This is a genomic window from Pseudomonas sp. PMCC200344 (genome assembly GCF_030053095.1).
Lineage (GTDB): Bacteria > Pseudomonadota > Gammaproteobacteria > Pseudomonadales > Pseudomonadaceae > Aquipseudomonas > Aquipseudomonas svalbardensis.
This window is the reverse complement of sequence record NZ_CP125618.1, coordinates 1,484,657-1,506,890: the sequence shown is the minus strand read 5'-3', so window position 1 is coordinate 1,506,890 and position 22,234 is coordinate 1,484,657. Positions and strand designations below refer to the sequence as shown.

General features: G+C 59.9%; 21 protein-coding genes and 2 pseudogenes. 8 read left to right on the top strand and 15 right to left on the bottom strand.

The genetic code is table 11. From position 1 onward, the window contains the following. Nucleotides 1–303 precede the first annotated feature (303 nt). From QFW87_RS06780 to QFW87_RS06765, 4 genes and pseudogenes are all read left to right on the top strand, one after another. A pseudogene (locus QFW87_RS06780) lies at nt 304–1,285 on the top strand (OprD family outer membrane porin). A 208-nt stretch (nt 1,286–1,493) separates the two neighbouring features. After that, nucleotides 1,494–2,684: an FAD/NAD(P)-binding oxidoreductase gene (locus tag QFW87_RS06775; protein ID WP_283183309.1), complete on the top strand. Its 1,191-nt coding sequence runs from the start codon at nt 1,494–1,496 to the stop codon at nt 2,682–2,684. A 22-nt stretch (nt 2,685–2,706) separates the two neighbouring features. Beyond that, nucleotides 2,707–3,090 (top strand): DUF1641 domain-containing protein, encoded by a 384-nt coding sequence (locus tag QFW87_RS06770; protein ID WP_283183308.1) that lies wholly within the window; start codon nt 2,707–2,709, stop codon nt 3,088–3,090. A 20-nt stretch (nt 3,091–3,110) separates the two neighbouring features. Next, the gene (locus QFW87_RS06765) at nt 3,111–3,929 is read left to right on the top strand and encodes a methyltransferase domain-containing protein (protein ID WP_283183307.1); all 819 of its coding nucleotides are present in this window, start codon (nt 3,111–3,113) and stop codon (nt 3,927–3,929) included. 98 nt (nt 3,930–4,027) lie between these two features. On the opposite strand, the gene pcaC is transcribed toward QFW87_RS06765, so the two are convergent. From pcaC to pcaR, 11 genes and pseudogenes are all read right to left on the bottom strand, one after another. Next, nucleotides 4,028–4,423 carry a 4-carboxymuconolactone decarboxylase gene (pcaC, locus tag QFW87_RS06760; protein WP_283190111.1) on the bottom strand — a complete coding sequence of 132 codons (396 nt, stop codon included), beginning with the start codon at nt 4,421–4,423 and terminating at the stop codon, nt 4,028–4,030. A gap of 10 nt (nt 4,424–4,433) precedes the next feature. Next, complete coding sequence (pcaD, locus tag QFW87_RS06755) at nt 4,434–5,240, bottom strand: 3-oxoadipate enol-lactonase (RefSeq protein WP_283190110.1); 807 nt, start codon at nt 5,238–5,240, stop codon at nt 4,434–4,436. An 11-nt stretch (nt 5,241–5,251) separates the two neighbouring features. Next, a complete protein-coding gene (locus QFW87_RS06750) occupies nt 5,252–6,616 on the bottom strand; it encodes a 3-carboxy-cis,cis-muconate cycloisomerase (protein ID WP_283190109.1) in 1,365 nt (454 codons plus the stop codon). A gap of 92 nt (nt 6,617–6,708) precedes the next feature. Next, nucleotides 6,709–6,930, bottom strand: a pseudogene (locus tag QFW87_RS06745) (alpha-ketoglutarate permease); the annotation flags it as partial. Nucleotides 6,931–6,940: 10 nt separating this feature from the next. Then, nucleotides 6,941–7,507, bottom strand: coding sequence for a protocatechuate 3,4-dioxygenase subunit alpha (gene pcaG, locus QFW87_RS06740; RefSeq protein WP_283190108.1), 567 nt, complete (start codon nt 7,505–7,507; stop codon nt 6,941–6,943). Nucleotide 7,508: 1 nt separating this feature from the next. Further along, nucleotides 7,509–8,213 carry a protocatechuate 3,4-dioxygenase subunit beta gene (gene pcaH, locus QFW87_RS06735; RefSeq protein ID WP_283190107.1) on the bottom strand — a complete coding sequence of 235 codons (705 nt, stop codon included), beginning with the start codon at nt 8,211–8,213 and terminating at the stop codon, nt 7,509–7,511. Nucleotides 8,214–8,250: 37 nt separating this feature from the next. Continuing rightward, complete coding sequence (gene pcaF / locus QFW87_RS06730; RefSeq protein ID WP_283184527.1) at nt 8,251–9,456, bottom strand: 3-oxoadipyl-CoA thiolase; 1,206 nt, start codon at nt 9,454–9,456, stop codon at nt 8,251–8,253. Beyond that, a complete protein-coding gene (locus QFW87_RS06725) occupies nt 9,453–10,232 on the bottom strand; it encodes a CoA-transferase subunit beta (protein ID WP_283183302.1) in 780 nt (259 codons plus the stop codon). Before QFW87_RS06725 ends, pcaF begins: the two co-directional genes overlap by 4 nt. Beyond that, nucleotides 10,232–11,089 carry a CoA transferase subunit A gene (locus tag QFW87_RS06720; protein ID WP_283190106.1) on the bottom strand — a complete coding sequence of 286 codons (858 nt, stop codon included), beginning with the start codon at nt 11,087–11,089 and terminating at the stop codon, nt 10,232–10,234. The genes QFW87_RS06725 and QFW87_RS06720 overlap by 1 nt, the downstream gene beginning before the upstream one ends. A gap of 269 nt (nt 11,090–11,358) precedes the next feature. Continuing rightward, a complete protein-coding gene (locus tag QFW87_RS06715; RefSeq protein ID WP_283183301.1) occupies nt 11,359–12,705 on the bottom strand; it encodes an MFS transporter in 1,347 nt (448 codons plus the stop codon). Between the two features lie 141 nt (nt 12,706–12,846). Beyond that, nucleotides 12,847–13,689, bottom strand: a complete 843-nt coding sequence (pcaR, locus tag QFW87_RS06710) for a pca regulon transcriptional regulator PcaR (RefSeq protein ID WP_008147316.1) — start codon at nt 13,687–13,689, stop codon at nt 12,847–12,849. Between the two features lie 504 nt (nt 13,690–14,193). On the opposite strand from pcaR, the gene QFW87_RS06705 reads away from it, so the two are divergent. From QFW87_RS06705 to QFW87_RS06695, 3 genes are all read left to right on the top strand, one after another. Next, the gene (locus QFW87_RS06705; protein WP_283183299.1) at nt 14,194–14,322 is read left to right on the top strand and encodes a hypothetical protein; all 129 of its coding nucleotides are present in this window, start codon (nt 14,194–14,196) and stop codon (nt 14,320–14,322) included. Nucleotides 14,323–14,368: 46 nt separating this feature from the next. After that, nucleotides 14,369–14,569, top strand: a complete 201-nt coding sequence (locus QFW87_RS06700) for a hypothetical protein (protein WP_007935837.1) — start codon at nt 14,369–14,371, stop codon at nt 14,567–14,569. Nucleotides 14,570–14,944: 375 nt separating this feature from the next. Then, nucleotides 14,945–16,420: an inorganic phosphate transporter gene (locus QFW87_RS06695; RefSeq protein ID WP_283183298.1), complete on the top strand. Its 1,476-nt coding sequence runs from the start codon at nt 14,945–14,947 to the stop codon at nt 16,418–16,420. A gap of 160 nt (nt 16,421–16,580) precedes the next feature. Here the strand turns inward: QFW87_RS06695 and ccoM are convergent, their stop codons facing one another. The 3 genes from ccoM to QFW87_RS06680 form a co-directional block, all read right to left on the bottom strand. Beyond that, nucleotides 16,581–16,694 (bottom strand): cytochrome c oxidase subunit CcoM, encoded by a 114-nt coding sequence (gene ccoM / locus QFW87_RS06690; protein WP_054046898.1) that lies wholly within the window; start codon nt 16,692–16,694, stop codon nt 16,581–16,583. 144 nt (nt 16,695–16,838) lie between these two features. Next, nucleotides 16,839–17,000, bottom strand: a complete 162-nt coding sequence (locus QFW87_RS06685; protein ID WP_095128014.1) for a hypothetical protein — start codon at nt 16,998–17,000, stop codon at nt 16,839–16,841. 100 nt (nt 17,001–17,100) lie between these two features. Next, nucleotides 17,101–17,442, bottom strand: coding sequence for an aspartate-semialdehyde dehydrogenase (locus QFW87_RS06680; protein ID WP_283183297.1), 342 nt, complete (start codon nt 17,440–17,442; stop codon nt 17,101–17,103). A gap of 218 nt (nt 17,443–17,660) precedes the next feature. On the opposite strand from QFW87_RS06680, the gene rapA reads away from it, so the two are divergent. Further along, entirely contained in the window at nt 17,661–20,507 is a 2,847-nt protein-coding gene (gene rapA / locus QFW87_RS06675; RefSeq protein ID WP_283190105.1) for an RNA polymerase-associated protein RapA, read from the top strand. A gap of 98 nt (nt 20,508–20,605) precedes the next feature. Here rapA and QFW87_RS06670 read toward each other — a convergent pair whose 3' ends face one another. Next, complete coding sequence (locus QFW87_RS06670) at nt 20,606–21,955, bottom strand: MFS transporter (protein WP_283190104.1); 1,350 nt, start codon at nt 21,953–21,955, stop codon at nt 20,606–20,608. Nucleotides 21,956–22,234 lie beyond the last annotated feature (279 nt).

Genomic DNA, 22,234 nt, shown 5'->3' with positions numbered 1-22,234 from the left:
AAAGATCGCAGCCTCCGGCAGCTCCAGGAATCGCGTCCAATGTGAGCTGCCGGAGGCTGCGATCTTTTGATTTTGGCGTTCGATAATCGCCCAAAACCCGCTTTCCCCAATTGAATCACCCCGCCCATCCCCCGCACCATTCGTCGCACAAGACCAATAACAACAGGTTCGACACCATGCCCCCGCGCCCTGCCCTGTCCGGCCGATCCCGTTCGTTTTTATCCCGAATTCAAATTTTCGTCTGCAACCCCAGGTTGCGGCAGCGCCCCGTTTCACCCCTAAAAATTAGAGAGACCCGAACACATGACACCTTCCAATACTCAATACTGGTTCCCCAGCCTCATCGCCGTTGCACTGGTCAGTACGGCTCTGCCCGCCATGGCCGAGGAGTCAGGCTTTGTCGAAGGTGCCAAGGTCAACCTGAACCTGCGCAACTTCTACATCAATCGCAATTTCACCAACCCGACCAAAACCCAAGGCAAGGCAGAAGAGTGGACGCAAAGCTTCATCCTCGACGCTAAGTCCGGGTTCACCCAGGGCACCGTCGGGTTCGGCATGGATGTGCTGGGGATGTACTCGGTGAAACTCGACGGCGGTAAAGGCACGGGCGGTACGCAGTTGTTGCCGCTGGATCACGACGGTCGCCCGGCGGACAACTTCGGTCGCACCAACGTGGCGTTCAAGGCCAAGCTGTCGCAGACCGAAGTGAAGGTGGGCGAATGGATGCCGGTGCTGCCGATCCTGCATTCGGACGACGGTCGCTCCCTGCCGCAGACGTTCCGTGGTGGTCAGATCACCTCGAAGGAAATCAACGGCCTGACGTTCTACGGCGGCCAGTTCCGCGCCAACAGCCCGCGCGACGACAGCAGCATGAGCGACATGTCGATGATCGGCAAACCGGCGTTTACCTCCGACCGTTTCAACTTCCAGGGCGGTGAATACGCCTTTAACGAGAAGCGCACCCAGATTGGTTTGTGGAATGCCAAGCTATGACAATGCCAAAGAAAAATCCTGGCAGGTACGTCATGACTACAACTTCGTCGCCCTCGGCATTCCCGGCCTGACCCTGATGAACCGCTACATCAGCGGCGACAACGTCCACACCGGCACCGTCACCGACGGCAAGGAATGGGGCCGCGAAAGCGAATTGGGTTACACCGTGCAGAGCGGCGCGCTCAAAGACCTCAACGTCAAATGGCGCAACTCGACCATTCGCCGTGACTTCAGCAACAACGAGTTCGATGAGAACCGGTTGATCGTCAGCTATCCGATCAGCTTGCTATAACGCTTGCCATAGCGGAGCTCAGGCAGCGACCGCAGGATGAAAACGGTCGGATGCCTCTCACCGCCGGTCGGTACAAACTGGCGCTTTGTGTGTTCACAGATACAGTCAAGAAGCGTGTTTAATTCTCCATTGCGATGTAGGAGTCCCTTTTTTCTTCCGTTATCTCCGGATGCTGTACGCGAAGCTGCCATGACCACGGAGGTCAGGTATGAGCAAGCGAATAGTTATCGTCGGTGGCGGCGTAGGTGGAACCATGTTGGCCAATCAACTGGCCAGCAAGCTGTATCCAGAAATCCTGCGCGGCGAAGTCTCGATTGCACTACTGTCCAATTCCCCCGATCACTACTACAAACCTGCGTTCATGTACGTGGCGTTCAATCAGTTCTTTGAAGAAGAACTCAAGCGCCCGGAACGTTCACTGTTGCGCCCGGAAATCAGCTTTTACGTCGAAGAAGTCACGCGTTTCGATTTCCCCGGGCAATGCCTGAAAACCCGTAGCGGCAAGCGTTATGGCTATGACTTTCTGGTCATTGCCACCGGTTGCGTGCCCGCGCCGGAGCGCATTGAGGGCTTGAAAGAAGCCGGCGACCACTTCTACCAATATCAGCCCGCCCGGCAGTTGGCAGAACGGCTGAGCACGATCAAAAAAGGCCGGATCTTCATCACGGTGTCTTTCCCGCAGACACCCAACGTGCCGCACCAATGCGGCATTGCACCGGTAGAAACGACGTTGATGCTCGACGACTTCCTGCGTCGTCGGGGCGTGCGGGACCAGGTGGAAATCGTCTACACCTACCCGACCACGGCTCAGTTGCTGCGTAACTGCCTGTTTCTGCAACGCCCCACCGGGGAAATCCTGCCCGGAATTTTCGAGCAGAAGAACATCCGCTTCCAACGCGGTTTCACCCTCAGCCGTGTCGACCCCGAACGAAAAATCGCCTACTCCGAAGAAGGCGAAGAGCAACCCTTCGACATCCTGATGGCGACACCGCCGATCCGCGCCGTCGATGCCGTGCTGGAGTCCGGAGCGTCTCAAGCGCCCAACAACGAAGGTTGGTTGCCGACCCATCACGAGACCCTGCAGGTCTATGGCCTGGAACACGTCTACGTGATTGGCGACACCGTCGATCTGCCGGTGAGCAAGGCCGGTGGTGCCTGCCATAACCAGGCACCCGTCATCGCCAACAACATCGCCGCCGAGATTCGCCTCGGTGCGCCCAACAGCGTCTACGACGGACGGGTTCAGGCCGTGGCGCAGATGGGTCTCAACGCCGGTATGCCGCTGTGGTACGACTACGCCCATGACGTCCTGCCGACACCGCCGACCAAGCTCGGCGGCCTGCTGAGAAATGGCTTCAATCGTGGTCTGTACTGGGCGGTTGCCCGTGGAATGCTTTGATCTGCTCAGGGAGGAGTAAACCGTGACGAACCTATCAGATGAAACGCTGGCGACCAGCGCTGCCGGCATGCCAGCGACGCCGGGACTCGCCGCCTTGATGGCGAAAATTCAACCGCTGATCGACGGCGGTCGGCTGGACAACATTGTCGATGTGCTATCGCTGGTCTCGGACATGACCGACCTGCTGGACGCAGCGATGGTGGAAAAACTGGCGCGGCTGTTCGAAAACGCTACGGCGGCCACCTGGACTGTCAGTAACGCCGTGCGCCTGGCCAAGGCCGAGGTCGCCGCCGCCCCCGAGCCGCCGGGAGCCTATGCCTTGTTCAAACTGCTGAACGAGCCGGACACGCGCAAAGGCGTGGCGGTTGTCCTGAAAACACTGAACGTCATCGGAAGGCAGCTGTAACCGCCAGAGAGGATCACCTCATGCGCGTCAAACTTGAATCGGCAGGGAAAGCCTGCACCGACTGGGACGCCAAGGCGTACCAGCAGTTTTCCCGCCTCAGGCAACGACCGGTCAATGAATTGCTCGACCGTGTCGAACTCAAACAGCCCAAGCGTATCTACGACCTGGGATGCGGCACCGGCATCGCCACGCAACTTTTGGCCAAGCGTTGGCCTCGAGCGCAGTTGCAGGGCATCGACAGTTCCGGGCAAATGCTGGACGAAGCCCGTTGCCTGCCGATCAAGGCGTTGTGGAAACAGTGCGATCTACTCGACTGGCAACCCGAACAACCGGCGGACCTGCTGTTCGCCGCCGCCGTACTGCACTTCGTCAGTGGTCACGAACAGTTATTGCCGCGACTGCTCGGCCAGCTCAATCCGGGTGGATGCCTGGCGGCGCACATGCCCGACTGGCGGGATGCGCTGTGGTATCAACTGATGCTCGACACCCTTGAAGAGGCAGGCCCCGGTGGCAAACCACTCGGTACCCCGCAGTTGCGCGAGGCCATGGCTGCGCGGCCGCTGTTGTCTTTGGAAAGTTACTATCGGTTGCTCTCTCCGATTACCCGGACACTGGATATCTGGGAGACCGAACAGCTACAGGTTGTCGACGGCAAGTCGCCGATCTATGACTGGGTCAAAGTCTCGGCGCTGCGGCCGGTGATGCAGGGGTTGAAGGATGATGAACAGGCGCGGTTCATCTACCACTACCTGATGCGCGTGCATGCGCATTACCCGCCAGAGAGCGACGGGCACACGTTGTTTCCGTTCAAACGAATTTTCATCGTCGCCACCGTTTAAACGTGTGGGAGCGAGCCTGCTCGCGAAGGCGTGTTCTCAGCCAACACGTGTATTAAGGCTGCTACCGCTTTCGCGAGCAGGCTCGCTCCCACAGGTATTCATCTCTCCCGCGATTCAACCCCCAACTCATCCCACACCGACTCCGCCAGATGGAACGTCGCATTCGCTGCCGGAATGCCGCAGTAGATCGCGCTCTGCATGATCACTTCCTTGATCTCGCCGCGGGTCACGCCGTTGTTGGCGGCGGCGCGCAGGTGCAGTTTGAGTTCTTCGTTGCGGTTCATGCCGATCAGCATGGCCATGGTGATCAGGCTGCGGGTATGGCGCGGCAGCCCCGGACGGGTCCAGATGTCGCCCCAGGCGTGACGGGTGATCATCTCCTGAAACTCCGAGTTGAACTCGGTCAGCGCGTTCAAGCTGCGGTCGACGTGAGCGTCGCCGAGTACTGCACGGCGGACTTTCAGGCCTTCGTCGTAACGTTGTTTCTCGTCCACAAAAAAACCCTCAATGGCCTGACAAAAATGCCAGAACCCGTTCGCTGAACGCAGCACCGGCCTGGACGTTGGACAAGTGCGCGGCGTAGAACTCGGCGTACTCGGCGCCCTGCACATGCTCCTGAATGAAGTGCCCACCGGACGGCGGCGTGACCGCGTCTTGGGTGCCGGCGATGACCAGCAGCGGCACCTTGATCGAGGACAGCTGATCGCGAAAATCGGCATCGCGCACGGCGGCACAGTTCGCCGCATACCCTTCAGGCGAGGTGGCCGCGAGCATGTCAGTAATCTTCTTCGCGGCAGCAGGATTGGCTTCAGCAAAATCCGCGGTGAACCAGCGCGCAATCGACGCATCGCGCAAGGCGACCATGGCGGCCGGACCGTCACGCAGCACGGTTTCAATGCGTGGGTTCCACACCGACGGATCACCGATTTTCGCCGCGGTGTTGCACACCACCAGTTTGTTCAGGCGATCACCAGCGTTGATCCCCAGCCACTGGCCAATCAGCCCGCCCATGGACAGACCGCAGAAATGCGCGCGTTCGATGTGCAACGCATCCAGCAGCGCCAGCACGTCATGGCCCAGTTGCTCAATGTTGTACGGCCCCGGCGTGACCAGCGATTTGCCATGACCACGGGTGTCGAAACGCAGCACCCGGAAATGCTCGGTGAACGCCGCAATCTGCGCGTCCCACATGTGCAGGTCAGTGCCCAGCGAGTTGGACAGCACAAGTACCGGCGCATCCGCCGGGCCATCGAGTTGCGGCCCTTGAATTTGGTAGTGCAGTTCGCCCTCGGCGAGTTGTACGAAAGCCACAGCAATCTCCTTCAGGCAGTCAACGCAGAATGTTCAGCCACCGCTCGCTCGACCCAGGTATGGGCCTGACCGAGGTAATGGGCGGGGTCCAGCAGATGATCGAGTTCAGCATCCGACAGTTCGGCGGTCACTTGCGGCTCGTCGCCCAGTACCGCTCGCAGATGACGTTGTTCAGCCACTGCGCGCTTGCAGCATTGCTCCAGCAAATGGTGCGCAGTATCGCGGCCGACCCGTTGGGCGAGGACGATGCTCACCGCTTCGGCGAGCACCAGCCCTTGGGTCAGATCGAGGTTACGGGCCATGCGCTCGGCGTCCACTTCCAGCCCGTCCGCCACCAGCCGCGCCTGCTTCAGGCTGCCGGACACCAGGCAGCAAATCTCCGGCAGGGTTTCCCACTCGGCATGCCACAGACCCAGGCTACGCTCGTGTTCTTGAGGCATGGCGCTGAACAGCGTCGAGAGCAAACCTGGAACGCGAGTCGCCGCACTGATCAACACCGCCGCGCCCACCGGATTGCGTTTGTGCGGCATGGTCGAAGAACCGCCCTTGCCCGGCGCAGAAGGCTCGAACACCTCCCCCGCTTCGGTCTGCATCAACAGGCTGATGTCGCGCCCCAGTTTGCCGAGGCTGCCGGCGATCAATCCCAGTACCGAGCCGAACTCCACCAAGCGATCTCGCTGGGTGTGCCAAGGTTGATCCGGCAGTGTCAGTTTCAATTCTTCAGCCAGCGCCTGGGCAATCGGCATCGCCTGCTCGCCGAGGGCCGCGAGGGTTCCGGAGGCGCCGCCGAATTGCAGCACCAGCAGCCGCGGTTTGAGTTCGCGCAGACGCTGACGACTGCGAGTGACAGCGCCCAGCCAACCGGCGATCTTCATGCCGAGGGTGACAGGCGTCGCGTGCTGCAACCAGGTGCGCCCGGCCAGCGGTGTGGCGACGTAGCGCAACGCCTGGGTCGCCAGCGTTTCGCCCAGTTGCGCCAGATCGCTTTCGATCAGCTCCAGCGCACCACGCAGTTGCAACACCAGACCGGTGTCCATCACGTCCTGGCTGGTCGCGCCCAGATGCACATAACGCTCGGCTTCGGCATGGTTGGCCGCGATCTGTTTACCCAGCGCCTTGACCAACGGAATTGCCGAATTGCCGGCCGTGGCAATCGCCTCGCCGAGAGCAGCGAAGTCGTAATGCCCGGCCTGACAGGCCGCTTCAATCGGCGCGACAGCCGTTTGCGGAATCAGCCCGACTCGCGCCTCGGCCCGGGCCAGTGCCGCTTCGAAATCAAGCATCGCTTGAACCCGACCCTCATCGCAGAACACCTCACGCATGTCGCGGGCAGTGAAATAGGCATCGAATAATTGATTGCCCGGTCGCTCGTTCATAAACAGTCCCTGGAGGCGTGGGCCGGTCAGGCCCACGGGTAAAGATCAAAGGTCGTTATGCAAGTACTTCGCCTGTTTCGGCAAGCCAGGCTGACACCCAATGCGCGCACTTGCGGCGGGAACATTTCGGCTTTTACCAGGCCACTGATGGAGGTGTAAAAACTGACGATCGCCAGCGCTACAGTAATCAGCACAAATGCCAGGAACGGACTCCTGACGCTTTTCAGGCTCAGCAGAATCGACACGGTGAACAACGCCCCCAGAGCTACGAACCACAGCATCGAGTTCCGTCGGCCGATCTGGTCGGCGAGCATGCGGTTGGAGTCAATAATCGAAGAACACTGTCTCGGCATCGGTTCCCTGCAGGATCACATTCCACTGGTACACACCGGACGCATCTTGCTTCGCCAGCAACGTACCGCGGCGTTCAGCCGGCACACATTCCAGCAGCGGGTCCGCCACGTTGGCCGGTTCGCCATCAAAGTAGATCCGCGTCAGCAAGTGCTTCACCAACCCGCGAGCAAACACCAGCACCACCAGATGCGGCGCCTGGATCGTGCCTTTCAAGCCTTCCACCTTGCCTGGCTTGATCGTGGTGAAACGAAAGCGCCCTTCGGCATCCACCGGTACCCGGCCAAACCCTTCGAAGTTCGGGTCCAGGGGTTTTTCCTGATCGTCTTCGGGGTGGTCATACTTGCCGGCGGCGTTGGCTTGCCAGACTTCCAACATTGCGTCGTTGACGATGTCGCCGTTGCCATCGATGACTTGCCCGGTGATCGCCACACGCTCGCCCAGGGTTTGTTCGACGGTCAGGTCTTCGCGGTTCAGCCAGGTCAGGCCGATGTGGTAATACGGCCCGACGGTGTGGGATGTGGTCGCGTTCAGCGTCATCTTATTTCTCCATCGGCGTGGCTTCACGGCCGCGCAAGACGATGTCCCAGCGATAACCGAGGGCATAGGAAGGGATGGTTTTTTCCAGGTCGAAACGGGCGATCAAACGCTCCTTGGCGCTGGTGTCCGGCACGCAGTTGTAGATCGGGTCATAGGCCAGCAACGGATCGCCCGGGAAATACATCTGCGTGACCAGGCGCGTCAGAATGCTCGGCCCGAACAGCGAGAAATGGATGTGCGCCGGGCGCCACGCGTTGTGGTGGTTGCCCCACGGATAGGCTCCGGGCTTGATGGTCTGGAACTGGTACCGGCCATCGGCGTCGGTCACCGTGCGGCCAGTGCCGGTGAAATTCGGGTCCAACGGCGCATCGTGCAGGTCGCGGTCATGGTTGTAGCGACCGGCGGCATTGGCCTGCCAGATCTCCACCAGAATCCCCGGCACCGGTAAGCCATCTTCATCCAGCACGCGGCCGTGAATGATGATGCGCTCACCCAATGGCTCACCCTTGTGCTGGGCGGTCAGGTCGTTGTCCTGCGCTTGAATGCGCTCGGCACCGATGGTCGGACCGGTAATTTCCGACAGCGAATGGGGCAAAAACACCAACGGCTTGGACGGCGAGCGACGGTTGGTGGATTGATAGGCCGGGTGCAGGTATTCCGGCTGGGTGCCCTCTTGCGGGCGGCGGTAACCAGGCTTGTCAGTCATGAAGCATTCCTCAGTTCTTATTCATCAACGCTGCGCGTCAGACCCGTTCGATCGCCAAGGCCAGACCCTGGCCCACGCCGACGCACATGGTCGCCAGACCTTTCTTGCCGCCAGTCTTTTCCAGCTGATGCAGCGCGGTCATTACCAGGCGCGCGCCGCTCATGCCCAACGGATGGCCCAAGGCAATGGCGCCACCGTTCGGGTTGACCTGGGCAGCGTCGTCCGCCAGCCCCAGTTCCCGCAGCACCGCCAAACCCTGGCTGGCGAACGCTTCGTTGAGTTCGATCACGTCAAAATCACTGACGGCCAGACCGAGACGTTCGGTCAATTTGCGCACCGCCGGCACCGGGCCGATGCCCATGACCCGTGGTGCGACACCGGCACTGGACATGCCCAGCACTTTGGCGCGGGCGGTCAGACCGTGCTGTTTCACCGCTTCGGCCGAGGCCAGAATCAACGCCGCCGCACCGTCGTTCACCCCGGAAGCATTGCCGGCAGTGACGGTTTTGTCGGGACCATTGACCGGTTTCAGTTTGGCCAGGGTTTCCAGCGTGGTGTCGGCGCGAGGATGCTCATCCTGGCTGACGACACTTTCACCCTTCTTGTGGGCAATGCGCACTTCAACGATTTCTTCGGCGAAAAATCCTGCGGCTTGCGCGGCGGCTGTCCGCTGCTGACTGCGCAGTGCGAAAGCGTCCTGATCGGCGCGGGAAACTTCGTAATCGTCAGCCACGTTGTCGGCGGTCTGCGGCATCGCATCCACGCCGTATTGGGCTTTCATCAACGGGTTGATGAAGCGCCAGCCGATGGTGGTGTCTTCCAGCTTCATGTTGCGCGAGAACGCCGCATCGGCCTTGCCCATCACAAACGGTGCGCGGGACATCGACTCGACGCCGCCGGCAATCGCCAGTTCCATCTCGCCACTGGCGATCGCCCGAAATGCAGTGCCGATGGCATCCATACCCGAGGCGCAGAGGCGATTGAGGGTCACGCCCGGAATGGTTTCCGGCAGCCCCGCCAGCAACAACGCCATGCGCGCCACGTTGCGGTTGTCTTCGCCGGCCTGGTTGGCGCAACCGAGAAACACCTCGTCCACCGCGTTCCAGTCCACCGAAGGATTGCGCTCCATCAACGCCTTGATCGGCACGGCGGCCAGGTCGTCGGCGCGAACCGCCGACAGGCCACCGCCGAAACGGCCGATGGGGGTGCGAATCGCGTCGCAGATATAAACGTCACGCATCAGGCTTCTCCGGGTGCTTGGCCGTGGGCCGCGGCAGTGCGGGCTTCCAGATCCCTGAGTGCCTTCAGTTCGACATCCGTTGGCTCGGCTGTGTTTTCAACATTTTCTGCAAAACGAACAGCCCAACCGGTAGCCGCGGTCACTTGTTCACGGGTCACGCCTGGGTGCAGCGCGGTGACCACGAATTCATGGGTGTTGGCTTCCGGTTCCATGATGCACAGATCAGTAATGATGCCGACCGGACCGGCGCCCGGCAGGCCGAGACGCTTGCGCGAATCACCGCCCTCGCCATGGCCGACCGAGGTAATGAAGTCGAGTTTGTCGACAAAGGAACGCGCCGACTGCTTGAGGATGATCAGCACGCTTTTGGCCGAGCCAGCGATCTCCGGCGCACCGCCGGCACCCGGCAGGCGGACTTTCGGCGCGTGGTAATCGCCAACGACCGTGGTGTTGATATTGCCGAAGCGGTCGACTTGCGCGGCACCGAGGAAACCGACGTCGATGCGCCCGCCCTGCAACCAGTAGCGAAAAATCTCACCGGTCGGGACGACGGTGTCGGCGGTTTCCGCCAGTTCACCGTCACCGATCGACAGCGGCAGTACGCTCGGCTTGGCACCGATCGGACCCGATTCGTAGATCAGGACGACATCCGGCGAGGAAGTCAGACGCGCCAGGTTGGCGGCTTTCGACGGCAGGCCGATGCCGACGAAGCACACCGAACCGTTTTTCAAACGGCGGGCAGCGGCGACGGTCATCATTTCATTGGTGGTGTAAGTCATTACTTGGCCTCCGAAGCAGCGGCCAGTTTGGCCTGGAACTCGCTGAAGTCAGCGCAGCCGTGGATGTACTCGTTGATCCACGCGGTGAAGGTTTCACGGCCGCGGGCAATCGGGTCCCAGGCCTGGTAGAAACGGTTATCACGCTCGTTGTAGCCGTGAGCGTAGGACGGATGCGCACCACCGGGAACGTGGCAGACCGCGCTCAAGGCCCAGGTCGGCAGAACGCAGGAGTTCATCGGTGCATTGAGGTCGTCGACGATTTCCTCGACGGTGACGATGCAGCGCTTGGCGGCCAGTGCGGCTTCTTTCTGCACGCCGAGAATGCCCCAGAGCAACACGTTGCCTTTGCGGTCGGCTTTCTGTGCGTGAATCACGGTGATGTCCGGTCGCACCGAAGGCACGGCCGCCAATACTTCGCCGGTGAATGGGCAGGTGACGGTTTTGATCAGCGGGTTGACCTTCGGCAGGTCGGAGCCGGCGTAGGCACGCAGCACCGCGAACGGTAGGCCGGAAGCGCCAGCGACGTAGGCATTGGCCAGGTCGGCGTGGCTGTGTTCTTCGATTTCCAGCGCGTGTGGCCACTGCTTCTCGACGGCGTCACGCAAGCGATGCAGCGAACCGACGCCCGGGTTACCACCCCAGGAGAAAATCAGCTTGCGAGCACAACCGGCGCCGATCAACTGGTCGTAAATCAGGTCAGGCGTCATCCGCACCAGGGTCAGGTCTTTCTTGCCCTGGCGAATGATTTCGTGACCCGCCGCCGTAGGGATCAGGTGAGTGAAGCCTTCGAGCGCGACCGTATCGCCGTCGTTTACGAATTGCTTCACCGCGTCGTGCAGCGAAAGGATTTCAGCCATGGGGCAGGCTCCCGTTTTGTTATGAACCGACAGTGGAAGAAAAAGGCGCGATGCGCAGCGCCGGAATGACTGAAGAGTAAGCCCCTGAAAATCGTCAAACAATCCGATAATCGACTGAGTGTTCGGTTATCGAACAGATTGTTGTCTGCCTACCGATCCCCAAAAGCTTCGCGAGCAGGCTCGCTCCCACAGGGGAACGCGATCAACTGTGGGAGCGAGCCTGCTCGCGAAGAGGCCCGTCAATTCAATAACGATTCCGGACGCTGCCCTCAGGTCGCATCCGCATGGCTGACCATGCCCTTGATCACCACCGCCGTGGTCGCCAATGCCGCCGGAATCACCAGCGCTGTCAGTACCTGCTCGAAATTCCAGCCCAGCCCCAGTAGCGTTGCGCCCATCCACGCACCAAGGATCGCGCCAAAGCGACCAATCCCGAGCATCCACGACACCCCGGTCGCTCGCCCCTGCGTCGGATAAAAACGCGCCGCCAGTGAAGGCATCGCCGATTGCGCGCCGTTGACGCACATCCCGGCCACGAGCACCAACGTCGCCAATAGCGTGATGTTGCCCAGGCTCTGCCCTACCGCGTAGGCAAACACCCCGGCGAATAGATAGAAAATGCCGATAACCTTGTGCGGATTGAACCGGTCCATCGCCCAGCCCACGCCCACCGCGCTCAATACCCCGCCAAACTGGAACAACGCGCCGATGAATGCCGACTGCTCCATGCTCGCGCCACTGTCACGCATCAGCGTCGGCAGCCAACTTGTCAACAGATAAACGATCACCAGCCCCATGAAGTAGGTCAGCCACAGCAACAAGGTGCCAGTGCTGTAGGTGCCGGAGAAGATCACCGCGAATACGTTGCGGGCCTTCACGGTTTTCTGTTCTGGCACGCTGAAGCTGGAAGCCTGAGCGACGACGGTTGGATCGATGGGCGCCAGGGTCTTGCGCACTTTGTCAGTGCCGCGATTGCGGACGACGAGGTAGCGCGCCGATTCCGGCAGCCAGAACAGCAATACGACGGCGAGGATCAGCGGCAAAATCCCGCCGATCATCAGCAGACTGTGCCAACCAAAGGCTGGAATCAGTTTGGCGGAAATGAAACCGCCGCCCGCCATGCCAAGGTTGAAGCCGCAGAACATGCTGGTCACCAGCAGGGATTTCTTGCGCTCCGGGGTGTATTCGGACAGCAGCGTCGTGGCGTTCGGCATGCCGGCGCCAAGGCCCAGGCCAGTGAGGAAACGCAGCACCAGCAGCTGATCGACGTTGGTGCTATAAGCCGAGGCCAGGCTGAACGCGCCAAACAACAACACCGCGCCCACCAGTACGATTTTTCGCCCGAAGCGGTCAGCCAATGGGCCAGAACCCAGTGCGCCAAAGACCATACCGATCAACGCCGCGCTCATCACCGGGCCGAGACTGGCGCGGTCGATGCCCCAATCCTGAGACAGGGCGGGCGCGATGAAACCCATGGCCGCCGTGTCGAGGCCATCGAGGAAAACAATCAGGAAACACAGGATCACCACTCGCCATTGGTAGCGCGAAATGGGTTGAGCATTGATGAAGGACTGCACGTCGAGGCAGTTTCCTACAGCAGACTGGGGCTGGTTCATTATTTTTATTCCACGCAAAGAACGCAGTCGGATAGGAGCCAGCCAAGGCTGGCGCTGCCGCGACATTAGTGATCTTGGGGAAAGAGCGTCAATTCGATAAATGCGAGTCTGTGCGTTTATCGAACAGCTTAGGCAAATGGCTTACGCAAAGAGTTGCGCGCTGAGGTCGCGACTCGCGCTCAGAAGGCCAGGCAGGAAACGTTGTTCCAACTCGTTGCGGCTGACTCGACCGGCGTGGGTACTGACGTTTAACGCCGCTACGACTTGGCCGGAAGCGTCGTACACCGGAACGGCAATCGAGCGCAGACCTTGTTCCAGTTCCTGGTCGACGATGCACCAGCCTTGCTGTCGCACCTCTTGCAGGCATTCGAGCAACGCCTCGGGGGTGTGCAAGGTTCGGCTGGTCTTGGCTTGCAGCTCTGCATGGTCTAGGTACTCGCGCAGTGACGTATCGTCCAGCGCAGCGAGAAGAATCCGACCCATCGAGGTGCAATAGGCTGGCAGACGTCCACCCACCGACAGGTCGACCGAAATCAGTCGCTGGGTGGTGGCCGAACGAGCGATGTACAAGATGTCATCGCCTTCCAGAGTGGCCATGTTGCAGGCTTCATGAAGTTGCTCGCTCATGCGGTCCAGGTAGGGCTGGGCGGAAACCGCCAGCGGCGTCGAGGACACATAGGCATGGCCAAGCGTCAGTACTTTGGGCAGCAGCGAATACGTGCGGCCGTCGGTGGTGGCGTAACCGAGTTTGATCAGCGTGTGCAGGCAACGTCGCACAGCGGCGCGGGGAATTTCCGTGCGGTGACTGATCTGGGCGATGGTGAGGTGACGTTTGCGCTCCTGGAACGCTTGCACCACGGCCAGGCCTCGGGCCAGGGAGGTCATGAAATCCGGGTCGCCTGTCAGTGCCTGGATCCGCTTGGCGGGCGAGGCCACGATCGGCGGCGCCACTGAAGCGAAGGAATTGCGCATTTGATCGTTCATATAAGGTCCTTTTCCCACACGGTTCAGTGGCTATTACAAGCGGCAGCCGGTCCCTCACACAACCCCGGCCAGCCAAGACTGTTCGATTATCGAACCGTTGACCGATAATCGCAATCGACTCCCACCAGGACCAGCCGATTATTGAACGGGCTTGCACCTGTTTTTACACTGGCTCTGACGCAGACTAGAAGAGTCGATGTAATTGCCCTAACTTGTTCGACTTAATGGCGTCAGAAAGACATCACTGTAACGTCGTGCCGCCGAACGACCTAGTTAGCCGTATAAAGTTGCGAGTAACAAAACAATCACACATCAAGACCCACTTTTAACTCTTTGGCGATAGTGTTCTTCGAATCGACCGCTATAATGAAATTCAGTGGTGACCGGTTTTTAATTGCCGATTCCGCCATCCGGTAGCGCGATGTTCCATCGCCGTTACCCGCAGCAAGCGCCTGACACTCATTTCATATGCTTAGCCAAGGCGTTCGCTGTAACAGGAAACTGATGCTGCGTCAGCTGTTTATCTCTGGTGTCGTGGCCGCCTGCAACATGGAAGTAATTGATCGCAACGCCGTAAAAAATGATGCCTTTGCGGGCTTTGTCCATTCGGCGAGCGTGGTCAAATACATTTGATGCACGCGTTTCACCAGAATTCATCTCAACTCAATCAGGTAGCACTGTGACGAAAGACGAACTGCGCGCGGAACTTGAGCGCCAGGAACAACGTTACAAGGAAGTTTACGGCGGGGAAGTCACCACCTACGCCGCTCAGCCCGAACCGGAACGCAAACCCTGGCGTAAACGCGCCACCGTTCAGGATCAGGCTTTCACTCAAGAATTGCAGAAAATGGAAAAGGAACTCAAAGCCGAAGAGCCATAAGCCTCGGCCTGAATCCTTTCAAGGGTCTGCGTCTGCACCCGTTAAAAACGGGATGTATCGATGATGCCTTTCGCGCCCGCTACGAGCGGGCAGCGGCCACCTCACCCACCGGATGAGGCAAATGGCTCATGTCTGGCCCTCTTTTCAGATATTTCACACAAGCGTTCAAACCTCTTGCTCCTACGAGAGGACGCCTTGTGGCTGCGGCCTTTTCAAAGAAATTCAATGACTTGCAAAACCCAGTAAAAACCTGGGGTTTTGGCTGCTGCCACAAATTAATTCGTTGAAGAATGTTACCGATGAGCAGCAAGTGCATTGATTAGCAGTCTTTTCTGGCATAATCGCGCCCCCTTACGACCGGGTCAGAAAACCTTCATGATCGATTTATTCAGCGGACTAGATGCTTGGGTGCTTGTGAGCCTCTTGCTCGCCCTGGCCTTTGTCCTCGCCTTCGAGTTCATCAACGGCTTTCATGACACCGCAAACGCGGTGGCCACTGTTATCTACACCAAAGCCATGCCGCCCCATCTGGCGGTGTTCTTTTCCGGTGTGTTCAACTTTCTCGGCGTGCTGCTGGGCGGTGTTGGCGTGGCGTATGCCATCGTTCACCTGCTGCCGGTAGAACTGCTGATCAATGTGAACACCGGTCACGGGCTGGCCATGGTGTTCTCGCTGCTCGCCGCCGCCATCACCTGGAACCTGGGCACCTGGTACTTCGGTATCCCGGCTTCCAGCTCCCACACGCTGATCGGTTCGATCCTCGGTGTTGGTCTGGCCAACGCGTTGATCAACGATATTCCGTTGGCCGATGGTGTGAACTGGCAGAAAGCGATCGATATCGGTGCGTCCCTGGTGTTCTCGCCGATGGCGGGCTTCCTGGTTGCGGCTCTGATACTGATCGGTCTTAAATGGTGGCGTCCACTGTCGAAGATGCACAAGACGCCGGAACAGCGCCGCAAGATCGACGACAAGAAACACCCGCCGTTCTGGAACCGCCTGGTGCTGGTCATTTCGGCTATGGCCGTGAGCTTCGTGCACGGCTCCAACGATGGCCAGAAAGGTATCGGCCTGATCATGCTGGTGCTGATCGGTATCGTGCCGGCGCAGTTCGTACTCGACCTGGGCAGCACAACCTACCAGATCGAACGGACTCGCGACGCGACCCTGCACCTGAGCCAGTTCTACAAGCGCAATGCCGATACGCTGGGTGAATTCCTGGCCCTGGGCAAAAGCGTGGAAGGTGATCTGCCGGAGAAATTCCGTTGCAACCCGCAACAGACCGAACCGACCATTACCGCCCTGCTCGGCACCCTTAAAGGTGTAGCCGACTACCACTCGCTGCCGGCGGAAAGCCGCATCGAAGTGCGTCGCTACCTGCTCTGCCTGGACGACACGGCGAAGAAAGTCAGCAAGCTTCCTGGTCTCGCTGCCCGTGAAAAGGCTGACCTGAACAAGCTGCGTAAAGACCTGACCACTACCACCGAATACGCCCCGTTCTGGGTGATTCTGGCGGTCGCCCTGGCCCTCGGCCTGGGTACCATGGTGGGCTGGAAGCGCGTGGTTCTGACCATCGGCGAGAAGATCGGCAAGCAGGGCATGACTTACTCCCAAGGCATGTCGGCACAGATCACTACCGCGAGCCTGATCGGCATGGCCAACATCTTCAGCCTGCCGGTTTCCACCACCCACGTCCTGTCATCAGGCGTGGCTGGCACCATGGTTGCCAACAAAAGCGGCCTGCAGGGCGGCACCGTCAGAACCATCCTGCTGGCTTGGGTCCTGACCCTGCCAGCCACAGTGACCCTGTCGGCCGGCCTGTTCTGGCTGGCGTCGAAGGCACTGGGCAGCTGATACATAGCCGCACAAAAAAGGCGCGTTCCGTGAGGTTCGCGCCTTTTTTATTACTGCTGAAAAATAGATCGTTCCCACGCTTCAGGCAAATCGCACGCAAAAAAAAAGGGCAACCGAAGTTGCCCAAAATGCCTTGCGTGCTCATTGCTTCCAGAAAGACCTACGGTTTGCGCTTATGCGAATCCTTCCAGATGAAATATCCAAACCCTGCAAAAAACAGAACCATGAGGCCGACTGTCAGCACTCCGGCGATCACCACGTTGTCGAAAAACATGACTGGCCTCCTGCACTTGCCTTGTTGCGATGGGGCTAAGTTAACCAATCAGGCAGGAGAAAGAATTGACCGGGATCAATGTCGCCCGAGACTGGGCGTAAAGGAGGGGGAATAACTGACCTGCATCAACCAATGCAGGGCATTTCAACGCTTTTTCGGTTTGTTCTTCGGCTTTTTCTTCGCTTTACCCAACGGCATGGCGTGCTCGAACGCCTGGCGTACTTCGTTCAGGCGCTTTTCATTAAGGTCATGAACCCGCTTGGCGCGTTCGGCGTTGAGGTCGATCAGTTTGTCGTCTTGGCTCATGGTGATCAGTGCATCGCTTGGAATGAAATTCAGTTGCCGTATCTGCAGGCAAGGATGTACCAATAATGCGGTCTGATGGCAGCGCTGACCAGTCGTGACCTCAAATCTGGATATCGACCCACAAACCCTGCCGCGGCTGATCTTCCATCAATGGCGCCACTGGCACGGTATTGTCAGCGTTGAGCTCGTCACCGGGAATCGCCAGGTGCTCGTCGGGATCTTCATCGGCTTCACGGCGGCGCCTTTCCTGATCCTGCTTGCGGCGCTGTTCCTCGCGCAGCTGAAACGCCGCCTCTTCCGGATCGCGCTGTTGCAGGTCGATGGTGCTTTCGTTGGAGCTTTCCTGCACCGGCACCACGGGGGGAATATCCGGCCGCTGGCGAATCGGATCCTGCTGTGAGGTGATTGGCACGGCACTCAAGGGGAGCATCGGTGGCAGCATAATTATTAGTCTCCTGTCAGCAGGCTGTCGGCTGCGGGGATGGCGACTTGAGCCATCGGTCGCAAACTGTGACCCGTTTGGCACGAATAGGTGCCCCGACCTGCAAGCGCTGCATCGTTGGACTAACGTAAGACTTCGAGTTTTTATGAGAGTCCTTTGGCCCTGAAGCCCTCATTCCGTTAAGATAGCCCGCTTTTTCAAGGTGGGAGTCAGGCAGCATGGCGCAGCAGTATCAACCGGGGCAACGCTGGATCAGTGACAGCGAAGCCGAGCTGGGTTTAGGCACCGTTCTGGCACAGGACGGCCGCTTGTTGACCGTGCTCTACCCGGCCACTGGCGAGACTCGCCAGTACGCGCTACGGAATGCGCCCCTCACCCGCGTGCGGTTTTCGCCGGGTGACTCGATCACTCACTTCGAAGGCTGGAAACTGACCGTACAAGAAGTCGACGACGTCGACGGCCTGCTGGTTTACCACGGCCTCAACGGGCAGAACGAAGTGGTTACCCTGCCGGAAACCCAACTGTCGAACTTCATTCAGTTCCGGCTGGCCAGCGATCGTTTGTTCGCCGGGCAGATCGACCCGCTGGCCTGGTTCTCCCTGCGATACAACACCCTGGAACACACCAGCCGCCAGTTGCAGTCCGCGCTTTGGGGCCTCGGTGGCGTGCGTGCTCAACCGATCGCGCACCAGCTGCACATCGCCCGTGAAGTCGCCGACCGCATTGCACCGCGGGTTTTGCTGGCAGACGAAGTGGGTCTGGGTAAAACCATCGAAGCCGGTCTGGTGATCCATCGCCAACTGCTCTCGGGCCGCGCCAACCGCGTGCTGATCCTGGTTCCGGAGAACCTGCAGCACCAGTGGCTGGTCGAGATGCGCCGCCGCTTCAACCTGCAAGTCGCGCTGTTCGACGAAGAACGCTTCATCGAAAGCGATGCCGCCAACCCGTTCGAAGACACCCAGCTCGCACTGGTTGCACTCGAGTGGCTGGTGGAAGACGAGAAGGCCCAGGACGCACTGTTCGCCGCCGGTTGGGACCTGATGGTGGTCGACGAAGCCCACCACCTGGTGTGGCACGAAGACAAGGCCAGCCCGGAGTATTCGCTGGTTGAGCAACTGGCCGAAGTCATTCCCGGCGTTTTGCTGCTGACTGCGACCCCGGAACAACTGGGTCAGGACAGCCACTTTGCGCGTCTGCGCCTGCTCGACCCGAACCGTTTCCACGACCTGCACGCTTTCCGTGCCGAGAGCGAAAACTATCGCCCGGTGGCCGAAGCCGTTCAGGAGCTGCTGGACAAGGGACGCCTGTCGCCTGAAGCGCACGAGACCATTCACGGTTTCCTCGGCAACGAAGGCGAAGCCTTGCTGGCGGCGGTTAACGATGGCGACATCGAGGCCAGCGCCCGTCTGGTCCGCGAACTGCTCGACCGCCACGGCACCGGCCGCGTGCTGTTCCGTAACACCCGCGCCGCCGTGCAGGGTTTTCCGGAACGCAAACTGCACCCGTACCCGCTGCCGTGCCCCGACGAATACCTCGAACTGCCATTGGGCGATCACGCCGAGCTGTACCCGGAAGTCAGCTTCCAGGCCCAGCCGGATGCCAACGAAGAAGAACGCTGGTGGAAATTCGACCCGCGCGTCGAGTGGCTGATCGATCAGCTGAAGATGCTCAAGCGCACCAAAGTGCTGGTGATCTGCGCCCACGCCGAAACCGCCATGGACCTGGAAGACGCCCTGCGCGTGCGTTCCGGCATCCCGGCCACGGTCTTCCACGAAGGCATGAACATCCTCGAGCGTGATCGCGCCGCTGCCTACTTCGCCGACGAAGAATTTGGCGCGCAAGTGCTGATCTGCTCGGAAATCGGCAGTGAAGGTCGTAACTTCCAGTTCTCGCACCACTTGGTGCTGTTCGATCTGCCGTCGCACCCGGACCTGCTGGAGCAGCGTATCGGCCGTCTGGACCGGATCGGCCAGAAGCACATCATCGAACTGCATGTGCCGTACCTGGAAACCAGCCCGCAAGAGCGCCTGTTCCAGTGGTACCACGAAGCGCTGAATGCGTTCCTCAACACCTGCCCGACCGGCAATGCCCTGCAGCATCAGTTCGGCCCGCGCCTGCTGCCGCTGCTGGAAAACGCCGATGACGGCGAGTGGCAAGCGCTGATCGACGAAGCCCGCGCCGAGCGCGAGCGTCTGGAAGCCGAGCTGCACACCGGCCGTGACCGCTTGCTGGAGCTCAACTCCGGCGGCGCTGGCGAAGGTGATGCACTGGTCGAGGACATCCTTGAGCAAGACGACCAGTTCGCCCTGCCGATCTACATGGAAACCCTGTTCGACGCCTTCGGCATCGACAGCGAAGACCATTCGGAAAACGCGCTGATCCTCAAACCGAGCGAAAAAATGCTCGACGCCAGCTTCCCTCTGGGCGACGACGAAGGCGTGACCATCACTTACGACCGCAACCAGGCGCTGTCTCGCGAAGACATGCAGTTCATTACCTGGGAACACCCGATGGTGCAAGGCGGCATGGACCTGGTCTTGTCCGGTTCCATGGGCAACACCGCCGTGGCGCTGATCAAGAACAAGGCGTTGAAACCTGGCACCGTGTTGCTGGAACTGCTTTACGTCAGCGAAGTGGTTGCCCCGCGCTCGCTGCAACTGGGCCGTTACCTGCCACCGGCCGCCCTGCGCTGCCTGCTCGATGCCAATGGCAACGACCTGTCGGCCCGTGTGTCGTTCGAAACCCTTAACGATCAGCTGGAAAGCGTGCCGCGTGCCAGCGCCAACAAGTTCATCCAGGCCCAGCGCGATCAGCTGACGCCACGGATCAACGCCGGTGAAGAGAAAATCTTCCCTCGTCACGCCGAGCGCGTGGCTGAGGCGCAGCGTCGTCTGGCCGCCGACACCGACGAAGAACTGGCGCGCCTGACCGCGTTGCAAGCGGTCAACCCGACCGTGCGCGACAGCGAACTGGTTGCCCTGCGCAAGCAACGCGAGCAAGGCCTGGCCATGCTCGACAAGGCTGCGCTGCGACTGGAAGCGATTCGGGTGTTGGTGGCGGGATAAGCTCCCTCCCCTACCGCTAAAACAAAGAAGGCCCGCAGCGATGCGGGCCTTTTTTTGTCTGCTGGAATGTTGAGGTGTTGCTGATGACCCCTTGGCGATCACGCAGTCGCTACAGAAACCCCTGGCTCAACCACCGCCACCAACCCTTCCTTCATCCGCTTGGCATCGCGCACAAAACACCGAGAAGCCAGGAACAGAAATACCATGGTGAAAAACAGCGCCACCGGGATCAGGTACATCGCGTCATGCAAGCCGACAGCCTTGAACGCCTCAGTCATCTGTTCAGCACCGGCCGAGAGCATCGCCGTATGCGCGAAGTGGTCGGACAAGGCGCCCACCACTACTGGACCCAGACCGCCACCCAGCAAATATAACCCGGCAAAGAACAGCGCCATGGCCGTAGCCCGCAAGCGCGGCTCGACTACGTCCTGAATGGCGGTGTAAACGCAGGTGTAGAAGTTGTAGGCAAACAACCAGCCCACACTGAACACCGCCACAAACACGCCGATCTCGATCCGCCCGGAATGCAGCGCCCAAGCCGTGCACACCGTCGAGATGATCAAGCTGAATGCCGCAAACAACAGCCGACCACTGGCCACCCGCTGGTGAATCTTGTCCGCCACCCAACCGCCCAGTGTCAGGCCAAACAACCCGGTCACGCCGACGATCACCCCGGTCGCCACCGCCGCTTCCTGCAACGGCATCAGGAAATAGCGCTGCAGCATCGGTACCAGAAACGAGTTGCAGGCATACGTAGCGAAGTTGAAGCACAGCCCCGCCATCACCAGCCACAGGAAAGTCGGCACCGCCAGCACCCGACGGATTGGCCGGTCGACGCGCTCCTGCGAGACTTGCACACTCTCTGCGGCGCCGCGTTTCGGTTCCTTGATGAAGAACATGAAGACCGCAAGGATCAGCCCCGGCACTGCCGCGATAAAGAACGGCGCGCGCCAGCTGTCGAAGGCCTTGACCATCCAGCCGATGGTGAAGAACGCCAGCAGCAACCCCAGCGGCAGACCGAGCATGAAAATGCCCATCGCCCGTGCCCGACGGTGGGCCGGGAACAGATCGCCGATCAGCGAGTTGGCGGCCGGTGCGTAACTGGCTTCACCGATGCCGATACCCATGCGCACGATCAGGAAAGCCCAGAAACTCCCCACCAGTCCGTTGACCGCTGTCAGCCCGCTCCACGCCGCCAGGCCCCAGCCCATCAATTTACTGCGCGAACCGGTATCGGCCATCCGTCCCAGAGGCAGGCCGGCAATGGCATAAACGAGGGTGAATGCGGTACCGATGATCCCCAGCTGAAAGTCGCTGAGGTGCCATTCCATGCGGATCGGTTCGATGATGATGGCCGGAATGGTGCGGTCGAAGAAGTTGAACAGGTTGGCCAGGAACAGCAGGAACAGAATGCACCAGGCATTCGCCGCTTGGGTCGAGTTCTGCATGGGTCCGTCTCTTTTATTGTTATTGGGGCTTCACTGCCAGCGCAACCGAGCCCGGAACCTGCAATCTAGTCAGGCCAGCCAGAGCTGTCTGTCATTATTTGTAAAGCTGATATCCGCCCATGGAAGATGTCGCAGCTGATACAACATTTATTTCCAGACGCTCTAACGCTCATTCCAAAATGGTTAGGGCCAATTTGCCACTATCGTTTGCACTCTAAACATGCCTTCTATACTCCAAAGCATTCGCCAGCGTTCATGGCGCCAGCCAGGATGACAATG